23 protein-coding genes and 1 riboswitch are annotated in these 24,921 nt (G+C 33.4%); of the genes, 4 read left to right on the forward strand and 19 right to left on the reverse strand.

Going from position 1 to position 24,921, the window contains the following annotated elements; all coding sequences use genetic code 11:
- Positions 1-78: 78 nt before the first annotated feature.
- The 6 genes from I5818_RS21265 to I5818_RS21290 all read right to left on the reverse strand — a co-directional run bounded on the left by I5818_RS21265 (position 79) and on the right by I5818_RS21290 (position 5,561).
- Positions 79-531 carry a DUF2269 family protein gene (locus tag I5818_RS21265; RefSeq protein WP_078109329.1) on the reverse strand — a complete coding sequence of 151 codons (453 nt, stop codon included), beginning with the start codon at positions 529-531 and terminating at the stop codon, positions 79-81.
- A 117-nt stretch (positions 532-648) separates the two neighbouring features.
- Complete coding sequence (locus I5818_RS21270) at positions 649-1,035, reverse strand: globin domain-containing protein (protein WP_078109328.1); 387 nt, start codon at positions 1,033-1,035, stop codon at positions 649-651.
- 217 nt (positions 1,036-1,252) lie between these two features.
- Positions 1,253-2,443 carry a sensor domain-containing diguanylate cyclase gene (locus I5818_RS21275; protein WP_078109327.1) on the reverse strand — a complete coding sequence of 397 codons (1,191 nt, stop codon included), beginning with the start codon at positions 2,441-2,443 and terminating at the stop codon, positions 1,253-1,255.
- Positions 2,444-2,531: 88 nt separating this feature from the next.
- A riboswitch (cyclic di-GMP riboswitch) is annotated at positions 2,532-2,616 on the reverse strand.
- Between the two features lie 229 nt (positions 2,617-2,845).
- The gene (locus tag I5818_RS21280; protein ID WP_058006389.1) at positions 2,846-4,105 is read right to left on the reverse strand and encodes a methyl-accepting chemotaxis protein; all 1,260 of its coding nucleotides are present in this window, start codon (positions 4,103-4,105) and stop codon (positions 2,846-2,848) included.
- Positions 4,106-4,151: 46 nt separating this feature from the next.
- A complete protein-coding gene (locus tag I5818_RS21285) occupies positions 4,152-5,150 on the reverse strand; it encodes a 3-oxoacyl-[acyl-carrier-protein] synthase III C-terminal domain-containing protein (RefSeq protein ID WP_058006388.1) in 999 nt (332 codons plus the stop codon).
- 45 nt (positions 5,151-5,195) lie between these two features.
- Positions 5,196-5,561, reverse strand: coding sequence for a hypothetical protein (locus I5818_RS21290; protein ID WP_058006387.1), 366 nt, complete (start codon positions 5,559-5,561; stop codon positions 5,196-5,198).
- 283 nt (positions 5,562-5,844) lie between these two features.
- Between I5818_RS21290 and I5818_RS21295 the strand changes: the two genes are divergently transcribed.
- Positions 5,845-6,549, forward strand: a complete 705-nt coding sequence (locus tag I5818_RS21295; protein ID WP_071977673.1) for a TerC family protein — start codon at positions 5,845-5,847, stop codon at positions 6,547-6,549.
- Between the two features lie 63 nt (positions 6,550-6,612).
- On the opposite strand, the gene I5818_RS21300 is transcribed toward I5818_RS21295, so the two are convergent.
- From I5818_RS21300 to I5818_RS21310, 3 genes are all read right to left on the reverse strand, one after another.
- Positions 6,613-7,239 carry a hypothetical protein gene (locus I5818_RS21300; protein WP_078110456.1) on the reverse strand — a complete coding sequence of 209 codons (627 nt, stop codon included), beginning with the start codon at positions 7,237-7,239 and terminating at the stop codon, positions 6,613-6,615.
- A 399-nt stretch (positions 7,240-7,638) separates the two neighbouring features.
- Positions 7,639-9,669, reverse strand: coding sequence for a methyl-accepting chemotaxis protein (locus I5818_RS21305; protein WP_169846979.1), 2,031 nt, complete (start codon positions 9,667-9,669; stop codon positions 7,639-7,641).
- Between the two features lie 301 nt (positions 9,670-9,970).
- Positions 9,971-10,759 carry a CPBP family intramembrane glutamic endopeptidase gene (locus tag I5818_RS21310; RefSeq protein WP_071977670.1) on the reverse strand — a complete coding sequence of 263 codons (789 nt, stop codon included), beginning with the start codon at positions 10,757-10,759 and terminating at the stop codon, positions 9,971-9,973.
- Between the two features lie 452 nt (positions 10,760-11,211).
- Here I5818_RS21310 and I5818_RS21315 point away from each other — a divergent pair, with 452 nt between their 5' ends.
- A complete protein-coding gene (locus tag I5818_RS21315; protein WP_058006382.1) occupies positions 11,212-11,802 on the forward strand; it encodes an NADPH-dependent FMN reductase in 591 nt (196 codons plus the stop codon).
- Positions 11,803-11,952: 150 nt separating this feature from the next.
- Here I5818_RS21315 and I5818_RS21320 read toward each other — a convergent pair whose 3' ends face one another.
- The 10 genes from I5818_RS21320 to I5818_RS21365 all read right to left on the reverse strand — a co-directional run bounded on the left by I5818_RS21320 (position 11,953) and on the right by I5818_RS21365 (position 22,315).
- Entirely contained in the window at positions 11,953-12,552 is a 600-nt protein-coding gene (locus I5818_RS21320; protein ID WP_071977669.1) for a YdcF family protein, read from the reverse strand.
- Between the two features lie 369 nt (positions 12,553-12,921).
- Positions 12,922-13,230 (reverse strand): CotD family spore coat protein, encoded by a 309-nt coding sequence (locus tag I5818_RS21325; RefSeq protein ID WP_058006380.1) that lies wholly within the window; start codon positions 13,228-13,230, stop codon positions 12,922-12,924.
- Between the two features lie 170 nt (positions 13,231-13,400).
- Positions 13,401-13,991: an efflux RND transporter periplasmic adaptor subunit gene (locus I5818_RS21330; protein WP_139358210.1), complete on the reverse strand. Its 591-nt coding sequence runs from the start codon at positions 13,989-13,991 to the stop codon at positions 13,401-13,403.
- A 6-nt stretch (positions 13,992-13,997) separates the two neighbouring features.
- Positions 13,998-15,608 carry an MFS transporter gene (locus I5818_RS21335; protein WP_071977667.1) on the reverse strand — a complete coding sequence of 537 codons (1,611 nt, stop codon included), beginning with the start codon at positions 15,606-15,608 and terminating at the stop codon, positions 13,998-14,000.
- A 234-nt stretch (positions 15,609-15,842) separates the two neighbouring features.
- Positions 15,843-16,271 carry a MarR family winged helix-turn-helix transcriptional regulator gene (locus tag I5818_RS21340; protein WP_058006377.1) on the reverse strand — a complete coding sequence of 143 codons (429 nt, stop codon included), beginning with the start codon at positions 16,269-16,271 and terminating at the stop codon, positions 15,843-15,845.
- Positions 16,272-16,556: 285 nt separating this feature from the next.
- The gene (locus I5818_RS21345; protein WP_058006376.1) at positions 16,557-17,489 is read right to left on the reverse strand and encodes an ABC transporter ATP-binding protein; all 933 of its coding nucleotides are present in this window, start codon (positions 17,487-17,489) and stop codon (positions 16,557-16,559) included.
- A 2-nt stretch (positions 17,490-17,491) separates the two neighbouring features.
- Positions 17,492-18,553 (reverse strand): ABC transporter ATP-binding protein, encoded by a 1,062-nt coding sequence (locus I5818_RS21350; RefSeq protein ID WP_058006375.1) that lies wholly within the window; start codon positions 18,551-18,553, stop codon positions 17,492-17,494.
- A gap of 16 nt (positions 18,554-18,569) precedes the next feature.
- Positions 18,570-19,589, reverse strand: coding sequence for an oligopeptide ABC transporter permease (opp3C, locus tag I5818_RS21355; RefSeq protein ID WP_058006374.1), 1,020 nt, complete (start codon positions 19,587-19,589; stop codon positions 18,570-18,572).
- Positions 19,589-20,518: an oligopeptide ABC transporter permease gene (gene opp3b / locus I5818_RS21360; RefSeq protein WP_058006373.1), complete on the reverse strand. Its 930-nt coding sequence runs from the start codon at positions 20,516-20,518 to the stop codon at positions 19,589-19,591. Before opp3b ends, opp3C begins: the two co-directional genes overlap by 1 nt.
- Positions 20,519-20,644: 126 nt before the next feature.
- Positions 20,645-22,315, reverse strand: a complete 1,671-nt coding sequence (locus tag I5818_RS21365; protein ID WP_078111136.1) for a peptide ABC transporter substrate-binding protein — start codon at positions 22,313-22,315, stop codon at positions 20,645-20,647.
- A 635-nt stretch (positions 22,316-22,950) separates the two neighbouring features.
- Between I5818_RS21365 and I5818_RS21370 the strand changes: the two genes are divergently transcribed.
- Both I5818_RS21370 and I5818_RS21375 read left to right on the forward strand, forming a co-directional pair.
- Positions 22,951-23,286, forward strand: coding sequence for a DUF3899 domain-containing protein (locus I5818_RS21370; protein WP_058006371.1), 336 nt, complete (start codon positions 22,951-22,953; stop codon positions 23,284-23,286).
- Between the two features lie 314 nt (positions 23,287-23,600).
- Positions 23,601-24,848, forward strand: coding sequence for an ATP-binding protein (locus I5818_RS21375; RefSeq protein WP_058006370.1), 1,248 nt, complete (start codon positions 23,601-23,603; stop codon positions 24,846-24,848).
- The last annotated feature ends 73 nt before the right edge of the window (positions 24,849-24,921 follow it).

Raw genomic sequence — 24,921 nt, forward strand, 5'->3', positions numbered from 1 at the left:
AATAGCTTATTATTTATTAGATAAAAAAATGGAGGACGTCTATTATAGGCATCCTCCATCTCACTTTTAAAAACCTTGCTAAAACGGCTTCAAAATCATCAGTACTATGATAATAAGAAAAATGATATTTAAAATTCTTTCATAACGAAATAGTTCCCTAGATAAAGTTTCGTATTCCTTAGGAACATCTTCCCCTTTATGCGATTCCAATAATTCCTTAATCGGCTTAGATTTTGGTGATAAGACAAAGGGACCCATCGTAAGTCCAGTGAGAAATAATACCAAGCTTGTTACATACCACCCCATTTTAAACAAATAAGGATGAATGAACCCCATTAATAATCCAGTGATTAAAAGTAGTGTTCCACCGATCATGACGAAAATATGCAAATCTCTTCTAATTCTATAAGCTTGCCTTATTTCAGTCATCGAATTCGCCAATTTTGCGATTCTAGTTAAAATAAATCCAGGTCCCATTCCAAGGATTGCAGAAAAAATATGTATAAAAACGAGAATGGAATAAAAATTCAACAATCTGGTTCCCCTCCGTTTAAGCTGTAAATCCTATTTTATATCACTTCTAAAAATACTATTAAGATCATGCTACTTTAAACAAAAAAGTATTGGATACAATCCTTTCCCTTATTTTTAATCTGTAGAATTGATCATAATAGCAGCTACTTGTTTCAAGCGATTATAAAAAAATTCACCAACTGGATATGAATCTAAGCCAACCTCTTCAAATGCCTCTTTCATACATCGAAGCCAGCATTCCGCTCTTCTTGGCGTAATTTCAAATGGGTGATGGCGCTGTCTCATTGCTGGAGGTCCAAATTCCTGACTGTAAAGAGCAGGTCCACCAAGAAATTGCGTCAAAAACATCCGCTGTTTTCGCATAATTTCATTCATATCGCCTTGAAACAATGGACTTAAATCAGGATCGGCATAAACCTTTGGATAAAATGCATTGACAAGTTCTTCAATCTTTTCTCCACCAATTTGATCATATAAATTTTGTAATCGTGGATCCGGCATTTTTCTTCCCTCCCATTTATTGCTTAATCTATTATACCCTTAGATTTTATTAGAATCTGTAATATTCATCACATCAATCCGTAGAATTTATCAATTAACCTATATAGACAGCATATTACTCTTTGTATCTTTATCGTTGTTCCGATTAAAGTTCATTCATTTCACTATTCATAAAAAAAGGCACCGTATTATCGGTGTCATAATTTATTGAATTTACTTAATTAGCTAAAACGATTAAGTTTTTTCCACTTTGTTTAGCTGTATATAATGCTTGATCAGCTGATTTTTTTAAAGAATCAACGGTTAAACCGTGTAAAGGATATGTAGCAACACCAGAACTTATGGATACAGTTATTTTTACCTGTCCAATATAAATCGGATGAAGAGAGAGATACTCCTTAAGTCTATCAAACATACCTTCTAAATCATCTCGATCATTGGATTGAATAATCACCATGAACTCATCGCCTGCATATCGATAGCCTTCAATTCCTTCTCCACTAATGCTTTTGATACCATTGGCAAGTGATTTCAAATACAGATCACCAATATCATGCCCATATTGATCATTAACCTGTTTCAAATTATCCGAATCTAGCATGACTAAAGTAAGTTCTCGCGTTCCCTCATTAATTAGATTCGATAAGTCATTATGAAAAGCCCGATGGTTTTTTAATCCAGTTAGTTCATCTGTTTGAGAAATGGTATAAATTTTTTCATAAAGATTAGCTGTTTCAATTGAATTAATAACCTGTGTACCAATAATTTGTAGAAGTTCTTCATGCTCTTTTCGATAAGCAAAATCTGCATAGGATTGTGCTGAAATGACTCCTTTTACGTGATCATCAATGATAAGGGGAACAAAAAGACAAGAATTGGTGTCTTTTTCTACCTCTCCATACCTGGTTTCAAATTCTAACGATTGATTACTTCCCTTTAGGTGAATAATTTCTCTCGTTCGAATCACTTTAGAAGTAAAATTTTCACCATATTCAGTTTGGAATGAAGGAGCAATCTCACCGCCATCAACAACAAAAGTAAATTGAATATTTGTTTCCCCTTCATTATATAAAGCAATATAAAAAGAATCCGTCGGCATAACTTGTGATACCATTTCATACGCCTTTTTAAGGAGAACAGTAACGTCCAAAGTCTTACTGCATATTTGTGCAAATTCGTGGAGGATTTTATAATTCTTATTCATCCAGTGCATATTTTCTATTTGTTTATGGATGGTTTGTAACTGGTTGAAGATCGTTTGAACCATTGGCGTTTGATATTGAGGCTTCGCCGTTAATTCTTTTATGTCTTCTAATAAATTGCCTTCATTTGAAATAAATACATTCAGTAACTTACTAATCATGCCCAAAATTTGTTGATCTTCATTATTTTGTTTTTCCGTTTTCACTTAGAACACTTCCAAACTATCATAAAGGTATTTTTTAATGGTAAAAAAAAAATTAATCATCTATCGATTAATCATTTAATCATACATTTTCAATAACTGGCTGGCATAATCCTATGATGTTAGCCCCTATAGCTTTGCGTCTTCATTTTTCAATGAATTTGCCTTTTAAATCTCATATACCATCACCAAAATACTTAAAGTAAAACTATTTTATTCATATTATATAGTTCTTTTTTACTATGGTCAATATTTTCAGAATTGAATAGAAAATAAAAAAAGAAGGTATCGATTAAGTACTAATCTCTATACCTTCTATTATAAGACTCTATTTTTTAACTGCACAAACGCAGCCTATAAAGAATACAATATAATCCTTCATTAAGTCTGTCCAGCCCGAACAATTTATACTGTAATATGATCCAATAACCGTTTTACATTCACTGTCAATTCATGCTGTTTCTGAACACCTTCCTCTACCTCTTTAATAGCTAAGGAAACTTCAGAAACATTCTCTAGAACTTCTTCTGCACCAGATGCTGATTGTTGAGTTGTGGCAGAAATATTATGAATGGCTTTATTTACCTCTGTTATTGCAGATGCCATTTCACCTGATGAACTCGCAATATCAACAGACATTTGCTTAATAAATTCAGCATCTTTTTCGTATTGTATACCAATTTGTATAAATTTCTCGTAATCAGGTAAAACCTCGCTATCCATATAGTGCAAAACATCCTTTGAATTATCTGTTAAATTAATAAAGGCTTGTTGAACTTTACTAGTAACATTACGGATATTTTCTACTGACTTGGAAGATTGCTCAGCTAATTTTCGTATTTCCTCAGCTACAACTGAAAAACCTTTACCAGCCTCTCCAGCTCGTGCTGCTTCTATAGAAGCATTTAATGCTAATAAATTGGTTTGCTCTGCAATACCACCAATTGTATCGGCTAGTATTGTAATTTCTTCTACTACTTTTGATTCTTCCATAGCTTTCATTATCTTTTCTTCTTTTTCGATAAATATCTTTTCTGAAGACTGTACTGAATGAGTCGCATCCTCTCTCACTTTAGCCGCGCGAACCTGAATTTCCTCAGCTAACTTCCCTGCGTCCTTTGCTTTTTCTGCCAATTTATTCGTCGAAGTTTCGATATCTTCAATTGATGCACTTACTTGTTGATTGGTTGCACTTAGCTCCAATGCTCCCTGAGTCATTTCATTTATCGTATCTTTTACATCTTGTATAATATAAGTAAGTTCTGTAGCTGTTGCTAATAATTCATCTGAATGACTATCTACATCAGAAATGCCATTTTTCATATTTACAACAATCTTTCTCATATTGTTCGTAGCCGTGTATAAATTATGGGAGATACGGTCTAAGCTACCTTTATTCTTCTTTTCCTCCAGCGAGGTTAAATCACCTAAAGCCAGTCTTTGTGACAGTTCATCCATAGCAATCCACTGTTTCTTTATGCGAAGAGAGGATAATATTGTAGCCCCTATTAAAAGAATAACTCCGAAAATTACCACACTAATTTGAAGCATTTGATTTTTTATAAAAAAGCTTCCAATGATGATTAAACCAATTAATACAGATGGAAGTATAGATTTCACTACTAAGCTTGGAATAATATTTACTTTTTCCTTATTTTTACTCATCCTAATTCTCCTAATGTAATATGATGATTAATCATTAATCTATGACTCAATATTTAAATAACATTGCTGAAGCAGAGGATCCCGCACCTACCGACCAAAAAACAACATAATCACCTTTTTTTACCTGTTCAGTCCGTACAGCATATTCAAAAGCCATAAATGGACTTGCCGAACCCGTGTATCCATATTTCGTCCCTACCACAGGAAACTTCTTACGATCTTCATTAAACATTTCCTGTATTTTATAGATATTCTTTCTCGAAATTTGTGAAAAACAAAAAGCTTGTATATCACTTGTTGTTAGGTTATTTCTATTTAATAGCTTTTCGATAAGTTCAACAGTGGACTTAAAGGCATTATCATTATTAACGTTTTCCCATTTCACTCTTTTTTCATAATCAGAAATGTTCTGATCTTTCAGATTGGAAACTCCACATGCTGGAAGTATGATTTTGTCAATTGATTCAGTATTCACTTTATATGCAGAATCGATAAATCCTTGATTGGTTTCTTCTTGTTTTTCAAGCAATACAGCAGATGCCCCATCTCCAAAGCTCGAATACGTAACCGCTTCCTCCTCCCATGCATATCGAAGGAGTTGCTCAGAGGCTACAACCAATGCTCGATGAATATGTGGATTAGCTAGCATACTTCTACTTACTTGTTCAACTGCAACAATCATTCCAACACAAGCTGCATTCATATCATAAACAATTGCTTCTTCTTTTCCCTCTAATGCACGATGTATAGCAACTGCACTGGGTGGCGCAAAATACTCAGGTGTACTAGATACAAAAACAATCATGTCCAAATCTTGACCAGTGTACTTCACTTTATTTAACACATTTTTTGAAGCCTCGATTGCCATTGTTAAAGTGTTTTCTTTCGAATAATCCGCTACATATCTATTTTCTCTTCCAAGTGCTTGAAGTAAATTATGTATATCCTTTCCTTGTTCCTGAAAGTGATTAATATAGAAATCATTATTTATTACATTATCTGGGTGATAAATAGCTACATCTTTTAAAGTAATACTGGTTGTCATTTTTTTCTCCTTATTATCAAAAACATCTAGTATTTTTTATAAGATTTATAGATTGGCTGATATATGTAGTGCTTCTTGTAAACTTGGAATAAATTCTCCAGTAAATTGAACATTTTTAGCCACTCTTTTTACTTGTAAACGTGGTGTTACTCTTTGTGGATTTACCACTAACACTTTTTTAAAACCAAGGCTCATGTAAAGAGCATAGCTTTTTTCCAATAGAGGTAATATTTCTGGTTTAAATGTTTTTAGATGGGTCCCATCCGCGATAAGCGTATAATTGTTCACATCAATGGTTGATACCTCATTTTTTAACTTTCCAACAAAATCCGCCGCTCTATCAACTTCAGCAAAGCCTTCTATTGTAATGATAAAAGCTTTATTTCTTGAATCTGTTTGAAACAATGGCATCTGTTTAAACTCCTTTTTGAAATTAAAAGTTTTTTAATTTTCATATAACAAAAAATTATATTTATCTACCTTATTATCGGTATAATTTCCAATTTTTTTATAGTTTATTAGACTTTTAGCCTATTCTAAACCAAAAAGCATGATCATTTAGTAGTTCTGCATAAAAAACATGATACGTTTAGTACCCCTACTATATATAAAGCATGTCTCTTCATTTACTAGCATAGTATTTAATGATTGGACAAAATTGCTCCTTTTCACCAACAGTGTTGGAGGGTTAAATGTGGAAAAAATTTTTCAATTAGCTTTGCTAAATGTAATAAATGATATTGATAATATTTTAATTATTGCTGCACTATTAAGAAAAAATTTATATGAACAACATCCGAGAGCGCTTTTTATTGTTAAAGTATTAGCAGTTTGTATGTTGACTCTTAGTAGAACGTTTTATGTATCTATTATTCAAACTCTTAGTGAACTCCCTGGACTCCATTTACTTACGGGATTAATTATTCTTTGGATCGGTTTTCGCTTAGTGATGAATGTAGGACAAGATGAGGATAATCGCTGGTTTTCTTTTGGTGCTACTGCCCCTTTGATTCCTATTCATAAAATGTTATTTATCATTTTATTAACTGATTTTGTTATCTCCTTTGACACCGTTTTTATTATGGCGGAAATGACAAATAATATTTTCCAAGCATTACTAGGGCTATTTATTAGTTTAGTCATCGCATTCTCATTACTCCCACTACTAACCCGAATGATTAACACATTTTATTGGATTCAAATTATCGCAGGTGCACTTTTAGTGCACATAAGTATTCTTGCAATAGCAAAAGATGCCCTATTACAGAAAGTCCTGAATCACTTCTTTCAGGTTACTAACATCATAAATGTAGATAAAATGACTCTGATTCTTGCTTTTGATTGTATGATTATCGTTCTACTTATTGGGCTAAATCGACTGAGAAAAAGAACCAAGTGAATACACTCAAATAAATATTTAATAAAAGAAAAGGTGTCTATTTTAATAGACACCCTCGTTTACTTATTTTACATTCTGGTCTTCCTGCTTATATTCTAAGCTTTTTACTTTATTATTCTTCTGTAATTCTAGTCTTACGATTTTACCTTTTAATTGTTTTGATGGAAGCTTTCCCTCTATCTTATAGTCTGGGGATTTCAAATACTTCTTATCTCCATTTTTCACTTGTATTGTTATGTCCTTATCTGTTTCTGAAATGTATTTCCCAATGATTTTTGTTTCATCATCATTTTTTTCATATACCCCATCACGATCTGCTTTCGCCAACGCCGTTAACTCCATCTCTTCAGCTTGTTGATTGTGATTTCCTATCTCTACTTTTACAAGCTGATTTTTCAAATTATTATGTGAGCCTTTAACCGCAAAGGACTTACTTTTTGGAATCAACACTTCTTTTCCGTTAATATTTATGTTAATTTGGTCATCGCTTTCTTCAATTAATCTACCTACTAAATCAAAATCTTGATCAGAATCTTTATCTGGATCTTGTGAGTATTGTTTTAAATCCTGCTGGGCTTGCTTATGGGTGTGGTCACTAGAATCACTATTATCCTTTGGACTTTTTTCAGTTGAACAGGCGATTAAACCAAATGATAATAAACAAATAAGCACTATCATCTTTATTCTCATTATCTTATCTCCCTTATCAATTGTTTAGGCTCATTTCTCAAACATTGTTACATTTAAGTAAAGTTATAACAAATAAATATCGACTGAGGATCACTACACGTTTCATTTTACAGATAAAAGTGTGCACTCTCCATTGTTTATATTCGTATTATTCCTTTAGACAATAAGTTTAAACTAAAAAATGGAAATAATTATAAGGTATATAAAGAGATTAAATCGACAATAGGGAAGGCATATGGGGTTAAATATGATGACTAAGCCAAATCTTCAATAATTACTTCTATCAAAAGAGAATCATCAATATCGTTGAAGCATTCTTTCATTTAACAAAGGGATATTAAAAATAAAGACAGGACAGTCCTCTAGCTTTGATTAAGCGAAAGAACTGTCCCTTGAGAATTAAATTTTAAAACTAGACACAGCATTTTCAAGTTCCATAGCCATAGAAGATAACTCTTGACTTGAGGAAGCAATTTCTTCAAGAGTAGCAGTCTGCTCTTCAGCAGCAGCAGCTACATTTTCAAAGCTTTCTTGAGTTGAATGGGCAACTGCATCTACATCTTGAATGATTTCGACTACTTGTTTTGTTTCTGATGATAACTTCTGAATTGATGAAGAAATAGCTATCATTTGTTGAGAGACACGAGATACGATAGAAGTTATTTCATTAAAGGTTTCCCCAGTAGTTTGAACAACCTCTGATCCTTTATTAACCTCATGAGTTCCCTTATTAATTGAGTTTACAGCCGTATCCGTATCTATCTGAATTTCCTTGATTAATTCCCCAATCTGACCTGCTGCTTGGTTCGATTGTTCAGCAAGCTTTTTGACTTCATTTGCAACAACAGAGAAGCCTTTTCCATGCTCTCCTGCTCGCGCCGCTTCTATTGAAGCATTTAGTGCCAGTAAGTTGGTCTGGTTGGATATTTCAGAAATGGCATCTACAATCTGGCCAATCTCATTTGAGCGTTCACCTAGTTTTGCAATGATAGTCGCTGCATTATTTACCGTTTCTTTAATGGTCTCCATCTGAGTCATTGCAGAATGAACCGATTCTTCTCCAAGCTTTGCTTTTTGAACAGCGTCTTCGGAACGTTTCGCTACCTCATCTGAATCAGAAGAAATTTCTTGGAAGGTATTAGACATTCTAACAACCGTTTCTGCGGCTTTTTTTGTACTATCAATTTGCTGCAATGTTCCAGCTGTTACTGAATCAACAGTACCTGCTACAACTTGAGCGGCCTGTGCCGTTTGATCTGTACTTACATTTAATTGTTCAGATGATGCCGCTACTTGTGATGCATTAACCTGAACAGTTCGAATAAGCCCATTTAAATTATCGAGCATTCCGTTTAAATCACTAGATACTTGACCTAGTTCATCCTTTGACCGTATATCTATACGGTGGGTCATATCCCCAGCAGCAATTTTTTTAATGATATCAGACATTCCCGAAAGATTTTTCAACATATACTTTAAAAGAATATAAGCAAAAGTAATCAGGATCACGATAGCAATAATGAAAAAGATGATGAGTTTGGTACCCATACTTTTTAATGGTTTAAAAACCTCATCTTGCGTAACAGTTGTTGCAACGGACCAACCGGTAGATTCTACTGGTTTATAGCCAATGTAATACTCTTTATCATCAAGCTTTGCTGTTTCAAGGCCAGTTTTCCCAGCAATCATTTTCTTCGCAATTGCTCCGATATCTCCCTTTTGAGTTGTCAACGGTTTGCTCATAATAAGATCCTTATTTGGATGATAAATCACATTGCCATCAGGAGCTAGTAAAATACTGTAACCAGTTTTACCAATTTTATATTGCTCCATTATTGATGGAATGGAATCAAGGAAAAGGTCAACCGCTACAATTCCTGCTGGCTCATTATCTACCTTTACTTCCTTCATTACACTCATAATTACTTTACCGAATACTTGATCCATATATGGTTCCGTGTAATATACACCTTCAGTACTCGTTACTGGTTTATACCATGGTCTTTCTGATAGATCAAAGTCCGTATCTGAAAGAACATTTCCCGTTCCAGTTAAAAAATTTCCTTTTTCACTTGCGACCCAAACCATAGCAATATCTGGGTTCATACTTTTAATATCTTCTAATGATTGATTCATATCCTTGTAATATTTATTTGTCAATGCATCGTCACGTGTTTTTGCTGTCTTTAGGTAGTGGAGCAAAGTTTGATTACTAGTAATCTGATCAACCAGCTGCCCTTTCCCTTCAAAAAAATTATTTACCTTATCTGCAACCGATCTGCTTTCAACGTTTACTTCCTTTTCAATACTTTCAGCCATTATATCTTTTGTATAAACGTTTACAATAACAGCGGTTGCAGAAAGAACAATTGCAATAACTATAAATAAAACAAGGGATACTTTTGTAGAAATGCTACTATGACGTTTCATCTTATCCCTCCGATATCGGTAAAAACTACCTATTACTTCGGAGCTATTGTAACATAGTAGGATATTTATAGTCATTAAAGTAAGTTACAATGAATGATCCTTCACCTTCTCATATAAATTTTGATCATTAATGGATTTTATTGGCCCTACAAGTACGAATTTCATTGATTTATTCAATATTCTTGAATAAAATGAAATTCTTGAATAAAGCATTTTTTAGAATTATACCGAGAATCAATTGAAAATTTTGTATGATAAATAGTTCTTTATGCTTACTTTTTTTAGGTCTATATTATTAATATCACTCCAAGTTTCTTTTTGATAGATTAGAATCTTTAATGGTTGCAAAAGCTCTATTTTTATTTAAAAAAATGAAGAATATAATACATGCAAATAACAAAGGGATCATTTCCGCTAGCAGCGATTCGTTAATAACAAACACCCCTGCAATACTATTTAAAAATGCATGTGTCATTATACAGGTGAAAATACTTCTCGTTTTAAAATAAACAATCGATAATATGAATGAAAAAGCGATCGTACTAATCATAAATGTAAAAAAGTTTAAAAATTGATATTGGTATGTTCCTTGTATAAAAAACAATGGTAAATGCCAAACACTCCAGATGATCCCTAAGATAAGGGTGCTAAGAAACGGAGATATTTTCTTTTCTAACTCTGGAAGCAAAAGTCCCCTCCAACCAATTTCCTCAAACCCTCCAATAACGATAAACAAAGGAAATTGTAAGAATAAAAGGGAAAACGGGGCAATTTTATTTCCACCAATAAGAATGTATGGACCCATATGAAAAATGATAACGATACATCCAATAAATAAGTACCATCCTATTCTTTTTGATGGATAATATATATTTTTCAAGAAACTTTTATATTGTACATTAGAATCCATTTGTTTATTAACCACTATAGCCCCTATTGCAGGACCTACTACTCCAATCACATATAAAATTAACATGAAGATTGAAGAACCAAAAGGAACATTATTTACTTGAGTATACATTATCATGATTCCCCATGACACATAGGTCAATAAGAATGTCAGAATGAGGTAATTTTTAATCTTTTTCATTCATTTCCCCTTCCTTGTAATTATTTACTTAAACTGTCTTCATATCTATTGTGCTTTTGTAAACGCCCTACTCTCGGCTTTTACACCTATAAAAAGATGAGCTTTTTTAAAAAGTATCATCAATTTATAGAATATTCAAATTTCAACATTTTCCTCCATGCTATTCTCCATTCAATCATACGAGCGGGGCAAGTGGATATCTCTTGGTTTGAGCATTTCAACTTCTTTCCTATAATAATATGAATGTCTTAATTTAGTTAAACTAACTTTCAAATGAATCATTCATACTTCATTTTTTGGAACATCAAAATGATTTCTAATTAATAACTTGACGAAATCAAATTATTAAACTATACTAACTTACATAAAGTAACTCGATGAGTGAAATTAATTCAATGCTTATACATTTTACACAATAGCATAAATCTATCAACAACTAAGGTGGTGTAAAAATGAGTTTTCTCAACAAACTATTTGGTAAAACAACGAAGGAGGAAGAAATCATGACAGAAAAATTAAACATTGGAATTATTTTAGGTAGTACACGCCAAGGACGTTTAAGTCCTCAAGTCGGTGAATGGGTAAAAGGAATTGCAGATCAACGTGGAGATGCTAATTATGAAATCGTTGATATTGCAGATTTCAAACTACCATTTTTAGGTGAAGCAGATGCACCAGGAATTGCAGCATGGAATGAAAAACTTGCTGAATTAGATGGATTCGTATTCATTGTTCAAGAATATAATCACAGTATTACAGGAGCTTTAAAAAATGCCCTTGATTTAGCTCGTGAAGCATGGAATAACAAAGCAGCAGGGATTGTTAGCTATGGTTCAACTGGTGGTGCTCGTGCAGCTGAACACTTACGTGGTATCCTAGGTGAATTGATGATTGCTGATGTTCGTACTCATCCTACATTGTCATTATTTACAGATTTTGAAAATGGTACTGTATTTAAACCACAAGATCTTCATCTTGACAATATTAATTTAATGCTTGACCAAGTTAATACTTGGAGCCGTGCCTTAAAAACAATTCGCTAATGCAGAAGGATAAAAAATAAAAATCTCCCCGTAAATTTGGCTAATTGTCCATTATTTACGGGGAGTTATTTTTATTCCTACAAGTGGGTATAGTTATACTATTTTCACTAAAAATGAAGCCACCTGATGTGGTTACTTCCCTCCAATTATTTATATCTCATCGTCAATGATTGCTCCCCATTTTACATATTTTATAATTTTTTTAGACTCCTCCTTTACTCTTTTTCTCCCCTCTTCGGTTAGAAACCAATTGTCTTCTTGCGTATATTGGTTTTCTGCTTTACATAGAGAATATTCAATCCAGCTAGGCATATAGGTTTTTAAAGTTAGATAGGCTCTTTTCATATGATAGTTGGATGTTACAATAAGCAATCTTTTTATTTTGTGTAATTCAAAATATCGATCTAAAATTAGTAATGAAGCGATAATATTTTCCTTTGTATTTTGTGACTCCGTCTCCACCAAAATATCTGTCTCTGGAATACCAAGCTCCAAAGCTTTCTTCTTCAATAAAATTGCCTCAGAATCATTACCTACTCCCCAAATCGTCCCACCTGAAAAAAGAATCTTTTTCGCCCGACCCTCTCGATATAATTGGATAGCCTTTGGCAATCGGGACTTGGTAGCCAGACGGCTACCGAATACAAGTATGCAGTCCCCTTTCTCCATATCATCATGAACATGATTGTATAATAAGTCTGCCATTTGCTTATCTGTTAATTGATCTGGATTTAATTCCGATATCTTCATGATCCCACCTCCCAAAATAAAAAGCCTTTTAAAGATTTTCTATGAAAGTGGTCTTACGTAGAGGAAAACTAAAATAATCCCAAAATTTATCATCAGTATAGTATATTCTTCTTTAACTTATTTAAATAAGCTCAGTGCCCTTTTTATGACAAGTATTCTTTAATAAAAAAATGAATAAACTTTATTTACAAAAAGTCTGTTGTATTACAGAATATTTCTTTGTAAAAGCTCAACTAACTGGCTTTTTACACCCAATAAAAGACTCATCTATTCTTATAATGTTTTTCGTAAAATGTTTGAGAAAAGAACCTAAAAAAACATCTACACAAAATGGTAGATGTTTTTTATTCTAACTACTTTATATTATCATTAATAAAATCCAAAATGTCTTGGTGGGCAGCATGGATCAACTGGGCATCCACAGAATACATGATTCTCACAGCATACATTTACAACTGATTCCGTATGTGGAAAATAATGTTGATGTGTAAAAACATGTTTATTCACATTCGTTGTATGTGAAGGATGAACATGTCTTATTACATGTGGGATAACTGTTGTTCTGACTGCGTTCTGCGGTGGATCTGTTAAACCCGGATCATATTGTGTTGGTAATACTGAAGGTGGGCAATGTTTGATTCCACACCCCTGTAGATGCTGGTGATGATAGTAACTCATTGGACAATACTCCTTCCATCCTCATATTTTTCTATACAGTATAGACTATGTTCATGGAAGACAGTTGTACTAAACGAATACCTATATTTTAACAAAAAAATTGAGAAAAATATCAGGCACCACCTAATGATTTAACTTCTTTTGTCTCAGTAGTACCTGATCATAATATGTTATATGGATATTTTCACACTAGCGTTCATTCCGGGTAGGACTTTTGAAGATGGCTGATTTATTTCAATTTTTACGGCTACTTTTTGAGTTACTTTAGTATAGTTTCCATTAGAGCTTTGTGGCAATACAGAGAATACTGAGTTCGTTGCATAGCCAATTTCACTAACGGTTCCTGCAAACACCGAATCTTTATCTCCATCAACTTCAATATCGACACTTTCACCAATCTCTATATCTTTTAAATCGGTTTCTTTAATATTTGCAATAATATATAAATGATCCATGTCTGCCTCTTCTCCAAGTGATTGACCAGCTTGAACCATTTGATTTTTTCTTGCTTCATTTTTGATTATTTTCCCACTCATCTTTGATGTAACTGGAATTTCCTTTACTCCATCGGATACTTTACCAATTGTTTCATTTTCTTTTACATCTTTTCCTTGATCTGCTTTCCAATTCGTTAATACACCTGTCATTGGTGACACAACCGGAAGCATATCAGCTGATACTACAGCGTCATTTGTCTTTACATAGTTTTCATTTTGAAAATAAAAATAGGCACCAGTTGCTATCAAAACAAAGATAATCAATTCCTCTCATTTTATATGATTTGGGCTTACTTTTACATTTGAAACCGGACTTTTCTTTTCCTTTTTTACTAGACCAATACCCTTTCCAGTTGCCATTTTACCAATTGAGCCAATAAGCATAATTACAGCCACTCCTAGCATGATTGTAAATAAATGATGGTAGGCTCCTAGAATTGCTGCCTTTTTGGAATTGGCTATTAGTTCATATGATGCTAAGGTTTTTGCCTCACTTGCTGACATTCCTGTCTCTACTAATCGATGAATGGTCTGAGCCATTTCAGATTTCGCTTCCGCTCCAAATTGCCCTAGATTCCCTCTGATATTTTCATATTGGATTGCATTTTGCGTGGATATAAACCAACCTACGATTGGTGTAATGATCGCTCCAACAAAGTTACGAATAGAATGCAAGGTAGCAGAACGCATCGGCGCAAAATGTAAATCACCTGCAAATGCTGTTCCTAATGCCCCCCCAACTAATACCATACTTACCCCTGCACCTAGACATGCAATTTGAAAATAAAGGGTAGACAAAGAAATTTCAGGACTCATCGTTCTCCATTGAAAGCTTACATATATTACAATTAATGACCCAACAATTCCTAACTTACCTGCACCTAAAGCACTATAAAGCAATGTATGAAGAATTGCGGTAACTACTATTCCAATAAAAAACCAAAAATAAAAGTGCAGTAAATAATGAAATGGAAGATCCATATTATGACGGACAAAGCCATTTATCCCTGCAATCGATAGTACTAGCAATACATGGGAGGCAACCGCCATCACCGTTCCTGAAATAGGCTTTGCTGCTTTTAAAGTTCGAAATGGAATTAATGGATTTTCCGCTTTTAAATCTATAAAGATAAATAAAACAGCCAAAATGAAGGCTAAAACAAAAAATGGCCACACATATAGTGAAGCAAACCCTTTTTCCATTAGATTACACAAAGGAATGGCCAATATAATCATCATAAGACAGTATAAAAAACCGCCTGTCTTATCCATTGCTTTTTGTTGAACATGCACTTCATTTCTCGGAAGACCAAAGTATCCTACAATTAAGCATAGCAAAGCAGATAGTATATTTAATATAAATAGCCAACGCCATGTATTAACGCTTAGGGATAATGATCCGAAGAGTGCTCCCATTGCAGTTGCACCAAACAATCCGGTAATTACCATAAACAAAAAGGTATTTCGAACTTTATTTGGAAACGATCTTAAGCTGACAGGTAAAATGGTTAAAAACAAAATACCTGCACTAATCCCTTGTATGATTCTCCCTATTATTAGTAGTAATAAATCAGGTGATATTACCCCAATGAACGAGCCAAGTAAAAAGATACATAACATTATTAAGTAATTTCTCTTAAATCCTAATACTCTTGTTAAAACAGGTCCAAATGGAATACCAAGAGCAAAAGCTATATTTGCTAAAATAGACGGAATCATTAATCCTTCTGAATCGAAATGTAGACTATTTTGAACAATTTCTTGATTCATTGAATAAGATAAATTTATAAAATACTGGGGTCCTATAGCAAAAATAGTCAAAAAGGATATAATTATATATTGTGGAATTCCCATGAATCCCTTCGGGGTCTCTTGATTCATCTATCTTCCTCCTTTCAATTGACTTCAAAGTATGAATCATATAAATGAACAACATCATTAAATCGCTATTTAAAACACAAAAAGAATCTCCACAAAGGGAAATTCCTTTAAACTCAATAAGTTTCATAATACAATATGTATTATACAACTTATATAAAAAAGGTCAATAGAATTTTTTTACATACATTCTTTTACCTCAAATAAGAGGGATGATAGACTTTATCCCTCTACAGATTACTTTCTCCACTTTTTAAAATCTTGATTAAGACGCGTTAGACTATCTTTTAACTGTATTAATTCATCTGGTGACCATTCATTTAGCATTTCAGTATAAGCAGAAGAGCGTGCATCTTGTACTTTTTTAAGAATATTCGATCCCTTCTCTGTTAACTCGATAAGACTAATTCTTCCATTGATTGGGTCAGGAAAGCGCTTAATATACCCTTTCTTCTCCAAGACAGCAATTTGTCTACTCGCAGTAGAAAGATTAAGCAATAATTGTTCTGCTAAGGCATTTATTGCAATGGGACTAGATTTTTGAAGTTGACTTAATAATAGATACTCTGCCCTGTCTAGACTACCAAGCCGGGGACTATGGGCTGTTGTCAATCGAACAAGTAGAGCAATTTCATATTCAATCAACTGGACAGTTTTGTCATTCATCCTTCTTTCCCCTTCCTCATACGTACATACAACCGTTAAATTTAGTATAGCATACTAAAAGCTATGAATGCTTTCGTATAGGTTTATTGCTTTTGTAAATGTCATAATACAATTTTAAATCTACTATAGGATTCAATTCTTTCTACGGAGTTTGTGGAATGAAGGGTTTTGACTCTCTTAATCCTATTTTTATTTGTTAGGACTTTACCTAAATAGTGAGATAAGAGCCAAAGTTATTGATGAAAAACGCATAAAAAAAAGGTTGCCAAATGACAACCCTTTCTATTATTTATATTCAGCTTGATATTGCTTTAATTCTTTCTCAGAGCAATAAACAAAATGTCCAGGTACTACTTCACGCATTTTCACTTCTTCACCTTGTTCATATTTATGAACAGACGGATCGTAAGTTTTTCTAACACGTGTACGTTCATAATCTGGATCTGGAAGTGGAATAGCTGAAAGTAGCGATTGTGTGTAAGGATGTAGTGGATGATTATATAAATCATCTGCAGGTGCTAATTCCACTAATTTACCAAAATACATTACCCCAATACGATCACTTATATATTTAACCATAGATAAATCATGAGCAATAAATAAATAAGTCAATCCTTTTTCCTTTTGAAGCTTTTTCATTAAATTTACCACTTGTGCTTGGATAGAAACATCCAATGCAGAAATTGGTTCATCGGCAATGATAAACTCTGGATTTACTGCAAGTGCACGAGCTATTCCGATACGCTGTCTTTGTCCACCTGAAAATTCATGTGGATAACGATTCGCATGCTCACGATTTAAGCCAACTGTTTCAAGGAGTTGTTCTACCATTTCCATTCTTTGTTGTGGCGATTTCGCTAAACCGTGAATATCAATGCCTTCAGCGATTATATCAGCAACTTTTGATCGTGGATTCAGTGATGCATAAGGATCCTGGAAGATCATCTGCATTTTTTGGTGGAATTTTTTTAATTCCTTTTTGGACTTTTTCGCATGTACATTTTCTCCATTAAAAAGGACTTCTCCATCAGTTGCATTGTATAACCGAATGATCGTACGTCCTGTTGTTGACTTTCCACAACCAGATTCGCCAACTAGACCTAATGTTTCACCTTTATATATATCAAAGGAAATATCATCAATCGCACGTACTTCATTTGATGTTCCTTTATTGAAGTATTGCTTTAAGTTTTTAATTTCTAATAATTTTTCTGCCATGGTTAGTTTGCCTCCTTATTCGGAGTAGCATTGTTCTTAGCATTAAATTTATGCATTCTCTTCTTCACTGCCTCTGGTGGTTCTACTTTCGGTGCATCTGGATGAAGCAGCCATGTTGCCGCATAATGTGTATCGGAAATTTTGAACATTGGTGGTTCTTTTTCATAATCTATTTTCAACGCATAAGGGTTACGTGGAGCAAATGCATCCCCCTTAGGCGGGTTTAACAAGTCCGGTGGTGTTCCTGGAATTGCATATAATTCTTCCTCTGTGGCATCAAGGCTTGGCATAGAACTAATCAGTCCCCATGTGTATGGGTGCTTTGGATTATAGAAAATTTCATCAACTGTTCCAACTTCAACAATTTTCCCGCCATACATAACCGCCACACGGTCAGCTACGTTAGCAACAACACCTAAATCATGTGTAATAAAAATAATAGACGTATCAACTTTCTTTTGTAATTCTTTCATTAAATCTAATATTTGACCTTGGATCGTTACGTCCAAAGCAGTTGTTGGTTCATCGGCAATAAGCACTTTCGGATTACAAGCTAATGCAATGGCAATAACAACACGCTGTCTCATCCCACCAGAGAATTGATGTGGATATTGTTTCATACGGGATTCAGGCTTCGGAATACCTACTAGCTTTAATAAGTTAATAGCACGATTTCTCGCTTCCTCTTTCCCTAACTTTTGGTGCTTTAAAAGTGGTTCCATAATTTGCTTACCAATCGTCATTGTTGGGTTTAAGGATGTCATTGGATCCTGGAAGATCATTGAAATATCTTTACCACGGATTTTTTGCATTTCCTTTTCAGAAGCTTTCGCTATGTCTGTTCCATTAAATAGAATTTGCCCGTTTTTAATTTCAGAATTTCCTGGGGGTAGCAACCTCATAATTGATTTAGTGGTAACTGATTTTCCGGAACCAGATTCTCCAACAATTGCAAGTGTTTCTCCCTCAAATAATTCAAAGTTTACACCGCGGATCGCTTTTACCTCTCCAGCGAATGTATGAAACGAAATATTCAAATCTTTCACTTCTAGCATTTTCTTCATCTTTTTCACCTCACTTTTAATCTCTCATTTTCGGATCAAATGCATCACGAAGTCCGTCACCAATTAAATTACATGCAACTAAAATAATACAAATAACTAAACAAGGAATAATCATTAAATGAGGTAAGAATTGGAATGTTTTATATCCATCTTCAATTAATGTTCCTAACGATGCATTTGGTGCTTGTAAACCAATACCGATAAAGCTTAAAAATGCTTCAAAAAAGATCGCACTTGGGATTGTAAACATTGTATTGATAATAATAACACCTGATAAATTTGGCAATAAATGTTTTAATAAGATCCTGCCATTTGAAGCTCCTAATGTTCTTGAAGCCATGACATATTCTTGACCTTTTAGTTTTAATACTTGTCCACGTACAACACGTGCCATTCCTATCCATCCGGTGATAACCATCGCAATGGTAATTGATAATATCCCAGGTTTCATGATTAATAGCATAAGAATAACAACAATTAAATTCGGTACACCAGAGATGACCTCTAATATACGTTGCATCACATTGTCAACCTGTCCGCCTTTAAAACCAGAAATTAATCCATAGGTTACACCAATGACCATATCAATGATCGCTGCTAGAAAAGCGATATATAATGAAACCCTTGTTCCAAGCCATACCCTTGAAAAGAGATCACGGCCAAGTCCATCAGTTCCAAACCAATAATAATCTTTTAAATGCTGTTCTTTATAAACATTCGTTTCAACGCCACCAATTTTTTGACTTCCATCAAAGATACCCATTTTTTCTAATCCAGGGATTCTAGGCGGAAGATTGGCATGAGCAAGATTCTGTGTTTCTGGATTATAATGCGAAAGATGTGGACCAATAATCGCCATAAGAATAATTAGTACTAATAAAACTAGACTAATAATTGCCCCTTTATTCTTTCTAACCCTTAGCCATGCATCCTTAGCAAAGGAAAGTTGCGGTTTCGCTATTACTTCACTTTCTCCATGGTTCATTGGAGCGGGTTCGAGCAATTCTTTTGGTATTTTTTCTAACATTTCAGCCATTATTTTTTCCCTCCCGCTACACGAATTCTTGGATCTATGATTCCATAAAGAATATCAACAATTAAGATAATTACCGTTAATAAGAATGCAAAGAAAATTGTTGTTCCCATGATGATAGGGTAATCATTTGTTTGTATCGATTTAACAAATTGCTCCCCAATCCCTGGAATGGCAAAGATTTGTTCTACTACCATGGAACCTGTCATTAAACCAACTGCCATAGGTCCTAATACAGTAATTAATGGAATCAATGCATTACGGACAGCATGTTTAAATGAAATTTCCATTCTTGAATTTCCTTTTGCTTTTGCTAGAGTAATATAATCTGAGCTTAGTACTTCAATTAGCTCTGTCCTCATGAAACGAGCTGCTGTTGCAATTGGGAAAATAGCCAGTGCGATGGTAGGCATGATTGATGAAGCAAAACTATCCCACGAGGCAACTGGAAGCCATTGTAATTTTACACCTATAATATATTGTAAAAGAGCAGCAAAAACGAAAGAAGGAATCGATTTACCTAATACTGCTAAAAATGTACTTCCATAATCGATCCACGTATTTTGAAACATCGCAGCTAAAACACCTAATAATATCCCTACTAATGTTCCTATAAACATGGCTTGGAAACCTAATTGAAGTGATGGTCCCATTCGGTTGATTAATAGTTTTGTAACCGGTTGATTATCAAATTGGAATGATACCCCTAAATCACCTTTCGCAATATTCAACATATAACGCCCATATTGCACAGGAATTGGGTCATTCAATCCGTATTTTTCTTGTAAGATGATTTTTTGTTCATCCGATAGCTTCTCTTCCGCTCGAAACGGCGTACCAGGCAATAATTTCATCAAGAAAAACGTAAATGATGAAATGATGAACAACGTAATGATCATATAAATGATACGTTTCGAAATATATTTCGCCATTCAATTCGCCTCCTAATCACGAATTATTTAAAATTTTCAACCAGAACGATTAAAAGGAGAAAGAGAGTATTCTTAATTAAAAATACTCTCTTTTCTTTGGTCCCATTAATTCAATTGAAAATCGACTTATTTTTCAATATAAGTATTTTTCATTGTATAGTCAGGGCCAAATAAATGCTCTTCAAAGTTTTTCACATAAGGCTGTGTTAGTGTTAAGTGACCTCTTTGATAGATTGGTGCAATTGCAGCGTCATCCTGAATTAAAATCTTTTCAGCTTCTAACAATACTTCCCAACGCTTCTCAGGATCATTTGCGTATTTTACTTTTGCATCATTGATTAACTGATCATATTTCTTATTAGAGTAACCAGCTTTGTTATTACCACCATTTGTTACAAATAAATCAAGATATGTCATTGCATCTAAATAGTCTGCACCCCAACCAGCCATTTGGATATCATAATCTTGCTGATCTTGTTTTTGAAGGCGGATTTTGAATGGTACATTTGTTAATTTAAGCTTTAAGCCTGGTAAATTCTTTTGTAATTGATCTTGGAAGAATTCGCTTGTTTTCTTCGCATTTTCAGTATCATCACTTAATAATTCAAGTTCTAAGCTTTTTACACCTAATTCTTTTAAGCCTTTTTCCCAATATTCTTTTGCTTGTTTCGGATCATAAGTTGATAGATCTCCACTTTCATCACGGAAGTCCTTTTCACCACTTGGATCTTTTGCTACACCTTTAGGAACTAATCCATTACTTGGGAATGATCCATTTGAAAGTACTGTTTCTGTATAGGCTTTTTTATCAAAAGCCATAGCTAAACCTTTACGAATATTTACATTTGCTAAAGGTGTTTCCTTGCCATTACGTAATTGGTTGAATTTTAAGTACCAAGAGCTTGATTCAACCATTTTTACTGCATCTTTATTGTTTGCATATTGTTTTGCATATTCTGCGCTTAATGCACCTGTACGATCTACTTTACCAGTGTTATATAAGTTAACCGCAGTGTTTGGAGTTTTTGAAACTTGAACATTAATTTCTTTTAATTTCACAGCGTCTTTATCATAATATTTATCATTTTTTTCATATTTCCAAGTTAATCCTGTTCCATCCCATTTTGCTAATTTGAATGGACCATTTGCTAACATATTATCGCTGTTAGTACCGAATTTGTCGCCTTTTTCTTTAACGAATTTTTCATTTAAAGGAACGAATGTGCCGAAAGCTAATAAAGAATCTAAATATGGAACTGGTTGTTCTAATGTTACTTCTAATGTGTTATCATCAATTGCTTTTACGCCTAAATCTTCAGGTTTTGCTTTACCTTCCATAATTGCGCTTGCATTTTTAACAACATCTGCAAACATGTATGCATATTGTGCACCTGTATTAGGATCTACAGCTCTTCTCCAAGAGAATACGAAATCATTTGCTGTAACTGGTTCACCATTTGCCCATTTTGCATCTTTACGTAATTTAAATGTATAAACTGTACCATCTTTACTTACTTCTGGTTTCCCATCAGCAATTGCAGGAACAGGTAAATCTTTATCATTTAATGTATAAAGACCTTCCATTGTTTGTCCAATTACAATAAAACTAGCAGTGTCCGTTGCTAATGTCGGGTCTCCTGTTGGAATTTCTGTTGGTTCAATCATATTAAGTACTTGCTCAGCAGATGAGCTGCCTTTACTTGCACTTTCTTTTTTATCGCCTGTACCACAAGCAGATAATACTAGAGCAAGTGCTAGAGTAAGTACAGTAAATAGATAAAATTTTGACTTTTTCATTTACTTTCCACCTTTTCCCCATTTTTTTTAAAAAAGATTTTAAAAAAGATTCTAAAAAGCTTTTCTATTAACATTATAATAATTTTCTTTTTATTTGTACATTATTTTAACAAAACATTTTTAACTTTTTTATGTTATATTTTTAGGGAAATTTACATATTTTTTCTATTTTATGCTCAATATATGCTTTTTACATGCTATTTTAGCATAGTTACATTTCTGACAATATAATATATTTAGATAATTTAATATTTATAGAATAATGTCTTTAGTCCTAATATTTAAGTTTCTGTTTATCAGTTTATTTTAAATTAAAACTACATTATAATTTTTTAATACTTAATTTTTGGGAATAAATTAAGGAGTAGATGTTCATTTTACAAATTAACTGAAAAACATCTATGTTAAAATGCTCTTTTCTTAAACAATGTTGCTATTTAGATCATCTTTTAACCAATAAATATATGTTAAAAAGTGACATGTCCCTCACTCCACTGTGAAAAGAGCTGCAAACTATATAAGAACGCTGAACCTTTATTAAGTGTAAAAGCCGGCAGTAGGGCTTTTACAAAAGTAACAAACTATACGAAAACTGCCTTGTTATAAATTTGCATGGACTAGAAAGAGGTGATGACATGTTTAGGAAATACTCCATTTGGTTAATTGCAACACAACTATTAATTTTTATACTTTCTCTTATTACATACCATTCCATTAATCTTCTGACATATATTAATGTTTCCTTTATTGTAGGCTTTCTTTACCTATTATTATCATTAACTGTTTTCGTCGTTAATAAAGGTTTCTTTGATGTTGTCTTTGCAAGTTTTCAGCATGTTTTTAGTCGGATGACCGATAAAGATCGAAGACCTTTATCAAAATTAATTACTTTCAGGTATAACTATTTGTTTGTCACTGGAAGCATTACACTCATCATTATGCTTTGTGCTTTAGTTATATATTATAAATAAGGCTCTCTTTTCTGTTTAAATGAAGACAAGTCTTTTCATTTTCACTTCAATGAGCTACAAACTTCATAAGAACGCTAAAACCTTAATCAGGTGTAAAGACGCCAGCAGTAGGACTTAGCAAAAGACGATTCCTGCTTTAACCTACTTATTTGGAATGAAGAAAGCGACTGGATAGAATGTCCAATCGCTTTTTTTGCTTTCTACGATTTATAATATAATGTAATGATCCATATTTGCTAATATAATATAGATATATTAATACAAAGACTCATCAATTAAGAAGGACATGAATATATCCGAAAGGAAGCTCAACATTGTTAGAAACATTATTATTAAACTTTTTATTTCTATTAATTCCAGTATTAATCTTTCTTATTTTTTTTGAACATAGGCCACATTCTAATAATAAGTTCGTACTTGTTTTGCTTTCGGCAGTGACGATGATTCTTTGCATAACAATGCCTATCAAAATAAAACTAGGATTTATTATTGACCTTCGGTATATCCCATTTATCATCGTGGCCCTATTTGGTGGATATAAAGCTGTTTGGCCACTCTATATATTATTAAATCTCTATCGCTTTTACGTTGGGGGAGAAGGAACATTCCAATCCTTTCTTTTTTCAACCATCATTTTTATCTTAATACCGTTGTTTAATCGTAAGTTTATTAAGCTATCTTCAAAAAAACGGGTACTATTCGCAGGTTTTGTTTGCTCACTAATAGCATGTATTTACTTAACCTCATTAAGTACTTTCTTTAACAGCTTAAATAGTGAATTCTGGTATGTAGGCCTTCTCACATTTATAACAAATGTCGGAGCAATGCTTATTATAATGATTTTAATTGAACAAATTATCGCCAATATTAAAAATCGCGAACAGTTTGTCCACTCGGAACGATTAAATGTTGTGAGTGAATTGTCAGCTAGCGTTTCCCATGAAATAAGAAATCCGCTTACAGTAACTAGTGGTTTTTTACAATTATTAAAACAGTCAACTACCATCACAAATGAGGAAAAACGATATATTGAACTCTCTTTGCAAGAATTGCATCGAGCCGAAAAAATTGTGAGTGATTATCTTTCGTTCGCGAAGCCTCAATCTGAAAATATGGTTTATTCCAATCTCTTCACAGAAACTGAATATACAAAAGATTTGATTATTCCCTTTGCTACCATGCATCAAGTAGAGGTTCAATTTCATTTTACAAATACTTTATTTACCCGATATGATCGGAATCAAATTCAACAGTGTTTAATTAATTTATATAAAAACGGAATTGAAGCAATGAAAGAGACAGGCGGAGGAACGTTAACGATCGACATCTCAGAAAAGAAACAAAAGATCCTGATCAAAATTCAAGATACCGGAATCGGAATGACAAGAGATCAAATCTCCCACCTAGGTCAACCCTATTACTCAACAAAAGAAAAAGGCACCGGCCTCGGCATGCTCATGGTATACAGCACCATTAATAAACTAAAAGGAAGCATTGATATTGAAAGTCGAAAAGGTAAAGGCACAACATTCCTTATAACCATTCCTGTTCTGGAAGCATAGGGACGGTTCTCCTGCTTCAAAAAAGTAAGGAACCATCCCTTTATTTTTAGGTATTCACCCATTTTAATAAAAG

Origin of the sequence: Heyndrickxia oleronia (assembly GCF_017809215.1) — a bacterium.
GTDB lineage: Bacteria > Bacillota > Bacilli > Bacillales > Bacillaceae_C > Heyndrickxia > Heyndrickxia oleronia.

Coding starts and splice junctions, on each gene's coding strand:
- I5818_RS21270 (WP_078109328.1), bottom strand. CDS start 1,035: ATGCCGGATCCACGATTACAAAATTTATATGATCAAATTGGTGGAGAA.
- I5818_RS21280 (WP_058006389.1), bottom strand. CDS start 4,105: ATGAGTAAAAATAAGGAAAAAGTAAATATTATTCCAAGCTTAGTAGTG.
- I5818_RS21285 (WP_058006388.1), bottom strand. CDS start 5,150: ATGACAACCAGTATTACTTTAAAAGATGTAGCTATTTATCACCCAGAT.
- I5818_RS21290 (WP_058006387.1), bottom strand. CDS start 5,561: ATGCCATTGTTTCAAACAGATTCAAGAAATAAAGCTTTTATCATTACA.
- I5818_RS21300 (WP_078110456.1), bottom strand. CDS start 7,239: ATGAGAATAAAGATGATAGTGCTTATTTGTTTATTATCATTTGGTTTA.
- I5818_RS21305 (WP_169846979.1), bottom strand. CDS start 9,669: ATGAAACGTCATAGTAGCATTTCTACAAAAGTATCCCTTGTTTTATTT.
- I5818_RS21310 (WP_071977670.1), bottom strand. CDS start 10,759: ATGAAAAAGATTAAAAATTACCTCATTCTGACATTCTTATTGACCTAT.
- I5818_RS21315 (WP_058006382.1), top strand. CDS start 11,212: ATGAGTTTTCTCAACAAACTATTTGGTAAAACAACGAAGGAGGAAGAA.
- I5818_RS21320 (WP_071977669.1), bottom strand. CDS start 12,552: ATGAAGATATCGGAATTAAATCCAGATCAATTAACAGATAAGCAAATG.
- I5818_RS21325 (WP_058006380.1), bottom strand. CDS start 13,230: ATGAGTTACTATCATCACCAGCATCTACAGGGGTGTGGAATCAAACAT.
- I5818_RS21335 (WP_071977667.1), bottom strand. CDS start 15,608: ATGAATCAAGAGACCCCGAAGGGATTCATGGGAATTCCACAATATATA.
- I5818_RS21340 (WP_058006377.1), bottom strand. CDS start 16,271: ATGAATGACAAAACTGTCCAGTTGATTGAATATGAAATTGCTCTACTT.
- I5818_RS21345 (WP_058006376.1), bottom strand. CDS start 17,489: ATGGCAGAAAAATTATTAGAAATTAAAAACTTAAAGCAATACTTCAAT.
- I5818_RS21350 (WP_058006375.1), bottom strand. CDS start 18,553: ATGAAGAAAATGCTAGAAGTGAAAGATTTGAATATTTCGTTTCATACA.
- opp3C (WP_058006374.1), bottom strand. CDS start 19,589: ATGGCTGAAATGTTAGAAAAAATACCAAAAGAATTGCTCGAACCCGCT.
- opp3b (WP_058006373.1), bottom strand. CDS start 20,518: ATGGCGAAATATATTTCGAAACGTATCATTTATATGATCATTACGTTG.
- I5818_RS21365 (WP_078111136.1), bottom strand. CDS start 22,315: ATGAAAAAGTCAAAATTTTATCTATTTACTGTACTTACTCTAGCACTT.
- I5818_RS21370 (WP_058006371.1), top strand. CDS start 22,951: ATGTTTAGGAAATACTCCATTTGGTTAATTGCAACACAACTATTAATT.